We start from the raw sequence: 11036 nt of genomic DNA, 5'->3' as shown, positions 1-11036 counted from the left end.
ATTTATAGCTTAGTCATTCAAAATACTGGTAAGCGGACCGCTGTAATGACCAGTCACAGCATGCTCTTGTGTCTGATTTTCAACAACTATTTTTCCTTCGAAATCAATGGTATAAATATCACCGGATTTTGCAACGGTCACAGTACCGGACGTGAAATCATATTCTGCGGTAGAATTTCCGGATGACGCATTAAAGCCAACTGCGATATCACCATATACAAAATCTTTCGGCTCAGCCTCCATATCATCGCCAACAAAACTGTGTGTACCTGTTTCTAACTGTGCAGTCTCTGAAGCTAACATAAACGTAACCAGGTCACCGGTTCCTGTTGCACTTGTTCCTGTCAAATCTATACCCGCAGAAACCAGTATAACCTGGTGATAGTATATATCTTTTCCAGAGTTACTTTCTCCTGGGCTATTATCATAGAAAAAAACTCCTGACACCAGTGTCTCCTTCGATCCATCCAGCGTATAGTAACTCGATGGCCCCTCATCATCATCTCCACAAGATGCCAATACAACAGCCACAACCAACAACAAAGCATTCGTAAATTTTCTTTTCATGTTTACTTATTTTAGATTAAAAAATATATTTTAAATCACTTTAATGAATCCAACTCCTTTTTAAAGTCTTGCAAAAAGTAATCTTCGGGATCCGTACATGCCAACAACTCCCTATATTGAATAAATCTGGAAATACAATTAAGCATTTCAGATATATACACGCTCTTAGGAACTATAATTTCCTGTTTCAAATAATCCGTTCGCGATACAAACACATCATCACCGTTATCATCTTCGTATCGCATAATGCCGTAATACCGAATACGGACACCATCCGTCTTGGCATCAACATAATCAAAAGTCATATACTCACCGGTGGCATTCTCCAGATAATTGCGAAACTCAACGCCCTTTCTTATAGCTTTGATCGCCTGCAAGTGCACAGCAAACATTAAATACCAAACGGTCTCTGTTGCTACCACAAGTGAGTGCTTATAAAAACGGATATCTACTTTGCCATAATTACCTCTATGATTCTTCTTAAGTAATTTTTCTTTGAATGCAGGATCATTTCGAAGAGCACTCAGCAATGCTTTCTCCGAGATAGCGGTTCGTTCGTCATCGTGGTCTTTATAGATCTCAAAATTTATCGACATCATAGTATAATTTTTTTAATCACTTTAAGCTGTCCAGATTTAATTCTTATTCCTCCTTCTACCGGATAAAAATGTCCAATAACATTTTGTTCAGCAGTGAAAGGTGATTTCGGTGGCTTCGGCTGATTGACAATCAGATTCCCTGGATTAGAACCAATTTCAACTTTCATTCCGTTTTTCAGCGTCACCTGCTCGTAAGCACCATTAATCGGATAATTAGGACCTTTAGTTGTTCTCAAGATCGACAGAGCCTCATCAATATAGCCAGCTACTTGCTGTTCCGTTGTCCCAATCGGGAAAAAGTCTATATCCTGGGCAACACCGATCCCTGAAAAATCGAAATGCTCTGCAGTGTGCTTACGCAAAATATAGTCCATGTTAACATCATCAAACACTTTTGTGGCATTTGAGAAATAATTCGGTTTCACACCTTGAATGGATTGTGTTGAAAATACGTCCAGGTAATCTATAACCTTGCTAAAGAAAGCATAATCAGCCAAGGCATTCTCCGCAAATAGTGTATTAACCTTAGTCATATTATTTCCAGTTCTGTGAATAAGTTTCTCCAGTCGAACAATATCATGATTCACAGTTGCCTTTTGTAAAATTGGTCCTATGTCACTTCCACTTATATTATTAAGTCTTCTGTATGCTTTGATAAAATCAGCTTCTATCAAATTTGTGTGACCTGCTCTTTGAAATTTCTGGAATGACTTAAGTTCTTGCTGCGTAATCTGAAGACCATCGAGCATTGTACCAGCTTTTCCAGACAACACAACACTCTCTTCCGTCATAAAACTGCCTGTCTTACCCTTCGGAATACCGGAACCTGTTAATTGAACAGGATTTTTATTTGCAGTAAATGAATAACACTTCCCTCCTCCTGCTATGTATCCCGTTTCAAATACCTCTACAGCACCTTCCCATGCAGTAACATTATAGGCAGCTCCAAGCTTATTTGATAAATTTTGAGCTGTTGATATATCTGAACATGACAACAATACTATATTTCTTGTCGTAAGATTCTGATCGAGAATCCACCTTGCTAGCGATCGATGTGTTATGTCAACCTCTACTCCATTATGTATAACTTTGAAGAGCGTTCCGTCTCCATGGACCGCTACATATAAGCTACCATCGTTGACGTGATTAAGCCAACCTTTCACCTTCGTAACATCTCCTGAACCAAGTGTAATTACCCGCTTGCCAAATTCAGCAACATCGTCAGCAAAATTTAATCCACTGGCGGCAGTGCCAAACTCTCTTACAAATATTCCCGTTGATGTTGATACAATTTCAAGCTCCGCATTTTCAACCACCTGGAAAAATCTTCCTTCATAGGAAGCTGGCTTTAACCTTTCCAATACTTGTATTTCGCCCTGATATGCTAATGGCAGCCAACGAACTTGAGAGAGATAAACCTGATTGTTTTTGATCGCGTACCTCGCGATCTCATAGTTAAATGCTGCATTGAACATAATTACACGCGTCAGGTCTTTGATCTCCATTACCATTGTGCTTGCTGCATTTGTCGCACTCACGCGTATAGCCTGTAAATCAAGTGTGAGACTCATGTCCATCAACTTAAAATATAGCGTCTCCCAGTTCGCAATGTTTTTCACAGCTCCCCAACGTTTTAAAAAGGCCGCCATCGTTTTAAAACTTCCGCTTAGAGAGCTTTTTGCCTGCGCAGGGAAGGTTTTCACATTTGATAATAACTCACCAAAGTTGAAGGACATTTTTAATTTACCTGAAACTGCGAGGTTGCGCAGACCTACACCAGCAGTATAGAGTGACGCTATACCATATGCAGTATCCCAAGCCTCATAAAAACCTTCTGCTCCATCAAATTCTTTAACGACATCAGCTTTCACCCCCATCAAAAAAATGTCGGTAGTAGCAAAGCCAACTTCAATTGCTGCAACAGCTCCTGATCCTGTACCTAATGTTGAAACTATAACGGCAGCATCCAGCAACACACGGATCGTTGTTAACATACTTTGTGTACCCATGTTGGCCTGGAATCGATAAGCCCATATTGCAGGAACTACAAGTGTTTTTCCTTCCTTTATATCTCCCGGGAAATTGGTCTCAAAAATAATCTTAACGATGTCAAAAGGATTTATTTCTACATAGCCTGACTGCTCCATCGAATACCAGTATAACCGATTGTCCATCTTGCTAAGTCGTTTCCCGCTGACTCCTGAACTTTCATGTCTCCAGTTGAACATTTTCGCCGGATATATCGGCTGACCATACATGACTGGCGTTGACATCAGCATGCCGACTTCTGCAACTTCAAAACTTTTAACGCTTAGCACCCATGAAGTCAGGATACCTATAAATTTATCATTACTACTTAAATCAAGTTTACTATAGGCTTTAAATAAAAGCTCATTGCCATTTACCGTGAATTCATTCAGTAACTTAACCCGATCATCAATCGGGGTTGTCTTCAACATCTGATTGAATAGGTTTTCCTTATCGTTACCCCAGCTTAACCAATAATCAGCTACAACGCCTTCGAGCAATTTTTTTAGTGCATGGATGCGATTTTCATAATCAATTCCCTCCCATACACATTCATACCCTTTAAACTCCGAACAAATGCTAACCAAGTCATCAACTTTGTCTATTGTTTTCAAAGTTTTCAGTTTCTCTAAAGCAGTCTGCCTTTTTTTGTATATATCTATACCAGTAGACCATTTCCGTACTTCTTCATAGTACTTCATAGCATCTGTTTGTGGAATCGCTATTTGATTCTCCTGATAGCCTTTATGCAAGGGAAGATTATCGAGGTACACCGACATTGGATCCAAACTCCTGTAGTCTGTATAGCGGTTACAATAATTATACGTACCCGGATTATAGGTTATTTGATAGGCGTGCACAAATATATAGGGAGCTATTGAACTCTTACATCCCGCATACTCACTTCTAAAACTAAGATATTCTTTAGCCTCTTCGCTCAGGTTATGTCGTGCTTCAACTGCAATTGAAACAGGAGCTTGGCCTCCCTCCATAAAATAGTTGATGAACGAATCAAACTCTTGTAACGGTCCGGCTGCAAGATATACTGTGTTTGCTGCTGGCAATGTTGTTGAAATACCTTGTTGATATATAACGAAAACAGTTTTGTTGTTTGCATCTAAGCATGGATATCCAACAATCGCCTTGTCAGGCTTAACTATACTCGTGAGCTTATCTTTGAAAAACGTTCCTTTGTTACTCTCGTAGTATAAAAACTTCCCGTCATCAACGCGTCCCTTAGCGGAGTATGTGGTATCCCTATAGGTAAAGAATACCAATGAACCGAAAGGAGCAACCTTGAACTTCCCACTAATCCAATTTTCACCGGTAGCAAAGGCTACCATCGTCGTTGTTGCCGGTAACGTTATAGGTACACCACCAGGAGAAAGAAAGGTATAGCTTCCATCGCTATTCTTGAATTTATCAAACTGAGTCAAATTATTAACAACGGCAAGATTAGATTTCTCATCCCCCTCAAAAATACTCACCAACATCGCAGGATCATGCATAATATCCCACTGCCACTTGGCTACGTGGTGGCCGTTGTTGTAGTCCATCACGTTTTCGGTCTCGCCTTTCTTGTAGCCTCCATAGTGCTCATCGAAGGTGTGGAAGAGTTTCCAGCGGCCGTGTCCTAACTCGTGAGCTACGGTAATAGGTTCGTTTATATCTTTAATCTCACTGGTAAATATATACCCGAACTGAGAGCCACGCGGCATAAAGCCGGTAGCATCACGGTCGTTGATATCTTCGGAGCCGGTCGCCTTTAAGAAGAATAAATAGTTAGCAGCTTTATCAAAATTTTCTGGGCGTGCTGATTTATACGCATTATTGAGAGCACGCATGTCTTCGTTATAGGTACTCAGTCCGGTTGACTTTTCCATTAAACGATAGTTGTCGGTATAGTCAAAATTGGCATCGAGTATAACGTCCCACGTTACCCCTACTGCTCCGTAAATGTCCTGTAATGTTTTCTGGATCGCTTGTTTATCGACCGGCACGTTGTTCACCGGAACAAGCACCACGGTATATTTCTGCAACTCGTAACTTACGATGTTCAGTTTACCGAGAGTATAGTATTTATCTTTACCATTGGGATAAAGCGCATATAGCTCCTGCACATCGCCTGCCGGACCAGCCGCCAGTTGCAACGTATACTTGCCATTTTCATACGTAGCTTTATATTCTGTGCCTTTCGGAGTTTTGAAAATGACCTGCTCCGGCTTAATGTTTTTATCCTTGATCTCGATGGTTGCAACTACCTTGTCCGTTTTGCCTACCGGTACAAGTTTCCAGGGTGCGTAATAGCCGGTGTATAGTTTTTGATATTTATTTTCAATCAGTGATACGTTATCGTAGTAATCAAGCCAGGTATCAAATCCATATATACCATCACCTTTGGCAAATGTTACAATCGCCTTATCGCCGTTCAACTGCGATGGATCGAAGCTTCCTTCTGCTAACGGAGTTCCTGCTCTACCAATATAGGTTGCTTTTGCTTTCTCGACTTCTTTACCGGTTGCGTCTGTCTCCGTAACTTTTTCTACCTGGTATACATTCCCATCCTTATCTTGTACTGTCATCGGGAAGACAACAACCTTATTACCTTCATTGCCTTGTCCTTCGTTGCTGGCAGGCGTTATGGTATGCGGCTCACCTTCGCTGTCGGTAATAACCAGATCTCCTTCTTCGTTGAGACTGAATGCTTCTACACCCGGAATAGAAAAATCGAGAACATGATCAATTTTTGTTATACCGGTTTTCACCGTACCTACATCAAAGCCTCCTTCAAATACATCATCGAGATTGGCAATCTGTCCTTCATTCTTATCATACTTGGCATCGATATACCCGTTGATCATCTGCTTGTCGGTATTCACCGTGATGCTGGTGAATTGCACTGCGATCTTGGCATCGTTCAGCCAGGGTACAATTGTCCATCCTTCTCCGGTATATATACCGTTGACGCCTGATATTTTTGTTACCGTTACGGGGTAATCATTCGCCATAATGATCTCGCCAGTCTTCAGCTCTTTGATGGGCTCTTTATTGGTAAGATTTACATTGGGCATAATACCGCATTGTGCCAGACGAGCACTATCGGTTTCAGGAAGCGTAATGGTAAATATAGGGCTATATACAGGCTGGCCTGCCATACAGTAACTCCCCACACGATACTCGTATGTACCTCCGCTCTGCAGGCCATAAAGGATAACCTTCGGTTCTTGTGATTGTTGTTCTTTCCATTCGGAGGCATCCACCTTACCATCGGACGTTCGCGCCTTGATAACACGATAACTTACGCTGAAACCTATATGATCGGGTAATGCTGTCCATTCTACGTTAAGTCTTTTCTTCTCAGCGGTGGCCATCACAAATTCAGGAGGTGCACAGTTGTCCTGTAAAGTGAACCAGCGTATCTCGCTATAGCCATCGTTCTGAAAAAGATTGACCGCATCCATACCATCACGAGCTTGCGCGCGTATACACCAGGCATATCGTTTACCTGCAAGCAGAGGTGGTTGCATCGCACCGTATACCAGTGATGTACTTCGTGTGGTCTCACGGTATATTTCAGGTGCATATGGAAATGCAGCCTGCGGTGTCATACCATTATCCCAGAGTTCTTTCAGTATAAATTCATATTCTACCTGCGCGAGTCCCTGGTGTAAAGGCGTCCATTGAAATAAAACATTCAGTGGTTCACGAAAAACTATACTTTCATTGTTACGTGGCAGACTCAACAGCGGTGGCTTCTGACTCGTGATCCACGCGCGTGTACACGTTGATAGCGATAGTGCTTGTCCAGTATATGCTTCTACTGCTTGAAAGCAAAACTCCACCATGCCTTCCGGAAACTTACCGGATGTCATATAGCCTTGTGTAATTAAATTCTGTGGCTGAAAGTAAGGTGCTAAATCATCTTGTGTGAGACGAACGGGAGAACCGTTCTCTACGATGATAGGTTCAATAAAGGATTGCTCGTTGGTTTGTAACCGAAGTCCACCGGGTGCGGTAATGATCATTCTCAAGCGAACATTGAGTGTAGGCTTGAACTGATCACGGTTAATCAGCGTAAGCGTAAGTTTTTCGCGTGTGCCGCTATAGTAATCACTCAGGTAAGCGCTATAGGGCGGCAGCAGGTTCGCGTTGACCTGTATCGGGTACGTTGTCTGTGCCTGCGCCTGCAGAACAAGCGCGCTTAACAACACTATATAGAACCAGTAACGTTTTAACATTCTTGCCATGTTTGCGGATTGAACTGATCGGCTCGTATTATTTATTGATCATTACTTTATAAGTTGATTGTCCCTGCGCAGTGATCAGCTGCAGCATATACAAGCCGCTCCCGGTAACCGATGATACATCGTACTCCATCTCTATAAATGATTTACCGGTAACCTGATCTTCCTGTATAATATTGGATTGATTGGCGTACAGAATCAGTTTTACTGCACCCGCTTCACGCAATTCGATCGTAGCTTTGAAGTGCCCATCATTTGGATTGGGCGTTACCGCGAATTGTTTAATATAGGGTTCATCCGGAGTTTTATAGTCAGTGAGTTCGCTCTTGTCAACAACGCGTACGGTGCTGGTAGAGGTTTTCTCGCATAGACCTTTAAAGCTTCTGATACCAACAGGATATTCTCCCTTCTCCTGGAATATAAGTTCCAGGTATTCCGGAGTTTCTTCCAACACCGTTGCCTGTGCAGGAATAATCCACTCAACACGGTCGGGTGCCGGATGACTTATATTTGCCACACGCACTTTTCCACCCTGCGGTACACGCGTTGCAACGGCAAGGCTAGCCGCAATCTCAGTATCATCACGTGTGATGGTTATTTCATCCTGGTTAAAGCAACCTTTACTGTCCGTTACTCCCACGCTATAATTTCCGGCATCACTCAAAATTACCGAAGCAGTGGTCGCAAACGACTGTCCGTCTTTCTGCCATATATACTGTGAGGAGGGATCTTCGATCGTTGTGTTCAGCTCCAATACCTGGTCGCGACACAGCACACGATCCGACCCCAGATCAAGGGCAAACAACTCGGGATTATCAAGGCTATATTCACGGGTGATGAAACATCCATTGGCATCCGTTACAACTACTGTATATATACCATGTCCAAGATCAGTCACAGAAGAAACCTCCGGACCGTGTTGCCATTTGTACTCGTAGTCTGTTTTACCTCCGGTAACTGTAAGTACAATCGAACCATCAGTATAGCCATTACAGGTTGGCGCTATAACAACGGCCTCGGCAGTTAAACTATTTGGCACAACCACTTCGGTCTGACCAAACGTTGTACATCCGCGGGTATCGACTATTACTACCGAGTACCAACCGTCTGCTAAATTACTTACGCTTTTGGTAGTGGCATCCGTACTCCACGCATAGCGGTAGGGTTGTGTACCTCCTTGTGGAAGCGCTTCGGACGTTCCGTTGGTGTCACCGTTGCAAAGCAATTGTGATGTTTTAAAATTTATTTTCAGTTCATCCGGTTGCACCAATTTAAAGTCTGGTGACCATGCTATAATTCCATTGCGATCAGTAATCTTCACACGGTATAATGCCGAAGGGCGTTGCAGCGCCGTACTATCCGACTCTCCAAAAGGTGCGGTGCCTCCTGCATTGTCCGCCACAAACCATTCGTATCGATACGGCTCATAGGTATGTCCTGTAAGATAAGGGCGTCCACCTTTGGCGTGTGCTACTACTTCCCCGTCCGTATATCCATAACAGGAAACAAAATGCTGTTCCGCCAATGCAACTTCAAGCAGCGGTGGTTCCTCCACAAAGATCGTTAGTGTATCATAACAGCCGCGTATGTTCACTTCAGTTTGTGGCAATGCCAACACATATTGATTGTCCTTCGCTACTACACGATATTTACCCTTGCCTATATTGGAGAGCGTACTCTTCATACTACCTCCTTCGGTTACAGGTGCATCACCGGTAAGCGCTATACTATTTATCTCGTCTGTCCAATCGAATGTATAGGGATACGTACCGCTCTCGGCACGAACCGTTACCCGACCGTTTTTCAATCCAAAGCCAAGAGGCTCTATATTTTCAACTGTACTTAACAAAACCTTCTGAACGGGTTGATCTATAGTTGCCGGATTTACGATAACAGCAGCCGTTATTAAATTCTTCGGATCACATCCGTTGCTGTCTTTCAATCGCACGCTATATTCTCCTTTTTTCAGATTCAGGAAACTGTTTCCCGCAGACTCGGTAAGACTGATGGTGTCAATGTTAGCATTGTTTTGAACAAGATATGCTGTATAGTCTTGCGTTCCTCCCTGTGCGGTGACGGCAATTTTACCATCCTCGCCTTCAAAGCAATGTACGTCCGCTTTTACAGCATTGAAGTTTACAATAGCGGGACGCGCTATAATGGTTTCACTATCCTTGTGGTTATCACCATCGGAGTAGCCGTTGCCCAGTACTCCGAACGTTGTTTGTAACGATATACCATAGGTACCAGGCGATCTGTTTCCTATTTCTATAGCGTGATTAGCATCAAGCTGGTTCGGAAAGGCCTGGAATGTTTCTCCGTTGATATAGATATAGATTAACTCGTTAAATGTTATACCAGAATAGGTCTCGCCGGCATACAACGCGCGATCAAATGTTATTCTGAGCTTCGCATTATTATCCTTGTAACACGTTTCCATAATCGGCTCGGTTGATACTATACCGGGTGCTGATGGCAAATGGCGTAACGATATCGGTGCAGTCTCACGACCATATGCTGATGTGCATGTATAAAATGCTTTAAATGATATCTGTTTAAAAAGGTAGTTATGATAATCTGCTCCAAGTGCATCAAACAATTTTTTACCAGATATAGTGATCTTATTTCCTGTACCAAACACCGTTGGCAAATTTTGCCAGCTGCTGCCTTCAATCATATAACGCCATTGGTAGCCATAATACGATTCGGGTATTGAAAGTGTAATATCATTGGTGGATGGAAGTGTATTGGAATTACCAGGACTATAATTCACTGGCGTAAGTGGTCGGCCATACCGAATTCGTAAAGAACTTTCAGGTCCCATCATATAAAACGGTTCAGGCAAAGTCACATCGAAATCAGCAAGAGGGTCCGAATCTGTAACATCGAAGGTCTTCGTCTCACTAAAACTCATAAAAATACTTTTCCTGAAAGACGTTGTAACCAACACCTGAGTCACTCGTATATTTTTACCAGATTTTATTTTAGCCTCGTTAAAATTTACTGTTTCCCCAGCCTCTGCACTTCTTGCGCTCACGTTGGCAACTTCTTCTGTTGTACCATTTGAATATTTCAACACGACCTTTACATTAAGTGCATCTATTCCTGACATTACTTGTACCGAGGCATCAGATTGAATAGCATGTACACCTGAAAGCGGTTTAATAGCCACCTGCAATGAACTGTTGCCAGCATATCCCGGAAATGCAGCAGGTATATCTATAGCCGGAGGTAAACAGGGATACCGATAGTATGCACCTATATTTACGTCCTTATCTCCACCATCACGGTAATCACAATCGGTCCAGCTTTCAGTAAATCGTTCCGAGTGAATACTAATCGAAACAACAGAATCTTTAGCATCAGTAGAAAACGTTTTGCTAGTTACTAACCAATCACCGTCATCAAAGTTGAAGCGCTGATACCATGTTATCTCTTTACCTTTCTGTGTTTTCAGTAATATTCTAAAATGGCTTCCACACTCTACATCATTATTACCGTAGGTTATTCGTGCGGTGAGCGTGTACTCATACTGCTGTGCAGACACTGTTACACAGGCAACTATACATACTAAAAGTAAAATCGTTTTTCTCATAAC

At 42.4% G+C, this 11036-nt stretch carries 4 protein-coding genes; all 4 read right to left on the bottom strand.

Annotated elements, in window-relative coordinates:
• Window positions 1–9 precede the first annotated feature (9 nt).
• The 4 genes from B5Y40_RS09035 to B5Y40_RS09020 are packed head-to-tail and all read right to left on the bottom strand — an operon-like array spanning window position 10 to window position 11033.
• Window positions 10–567 carry a hypothetical protein gene (locus B5Y40_RS09035; RefSeq protein WP_079686351.1) on the bottom strand — a complete coding sequence of 186 codons (558 nt, stop codon included), beginning with the start codon at window positions 565–567 and terminating at the stop codon, window positions 10–12.
• A 35-nt stretch (window positions 568–602) separates the two neighbouring features.
• A complete protein-coding gene (locus B5Y40_RS09030; RefSeq protein WP_143785665.1) occupies window positions 603–1166 on the bottom strand; it encodes a hypothetical protein in 564 nt (187 codons plus the stop codon).
• On the bottom strand, window positions 1163–7441 hold the full coding sequence (locus tag B5Y40_RS09025) for a fibronectin type III domain-containing protein (RefSeq protein WP_143785664.1): 6279 nt from the start codon (window positions 7439–7441) through the stop codon (window positions 1163–1165). The genes B5Y40_RS09030 and B5Y40_RS09025 overlap by 4 nt, the downstream gene beginning before the upstream one ends.
• A gap of 28 nt (window positions 7442–7469) precedes the next feature.
• Complete coding sequence (locus B5Y40_RS09020; protein WP_159453637.1) at window positions 7470–11033, bottom strand: T9SS type A sorting domain-containing protein; 3564 nt, start codon at window positions 11031–11033, stop codon at window positions 7470–7472.
• Between the last annotated feature and the right edge of the window lie 3 nt (window positions 11034–11036).

It is taken from the genome of Ohtaekwangia koreensis (assembly GCF_900167975.1).
Lineage (GTDB): Bacteria > Bacteroidota > Bacteroidia > Cytophagales > Cyclobacteriaceae > Ohtaekwangia > Ohtaekwangia koreensis.
Note: the sequence above shows the minus strand (reverse complement) of the source record. Positions and strands in the feature narration are given on the sequence as shown.

Bases quoted from the DNA above. Each gene is read 5' to 3' on its own strand.
- B5Y40_RS09035 (WP_079686351.1), bottom strand. From the start codon at position 567: ATGAAAAGAAAATTTACGAATGCTTTGTTGTTGGTTGTGGCTGTTGTA.
- B5Y40_RS09030 (WP_143785665.1), bottom strand. From the start codon at position 1,166: ATGATGTCGATAAATTTTGAGATCTATAAAGACCACGATGACGAACGA.
- B5Y40_RS09025 (WP_143785664.1), bottom strand. From the start codon at position 7,441: ATGGCAAGAATGTTAAAACGTTACTGGTTCTATATAGTGTTGTTAAGC.
- B5Y40_RS09020 (WP_159453637.1), bottom strand. From the start codon at position 11,033: ATGAGAAAAACGATTTTACTTTTAGTATGTATAGTTGCCTGTGTAACA.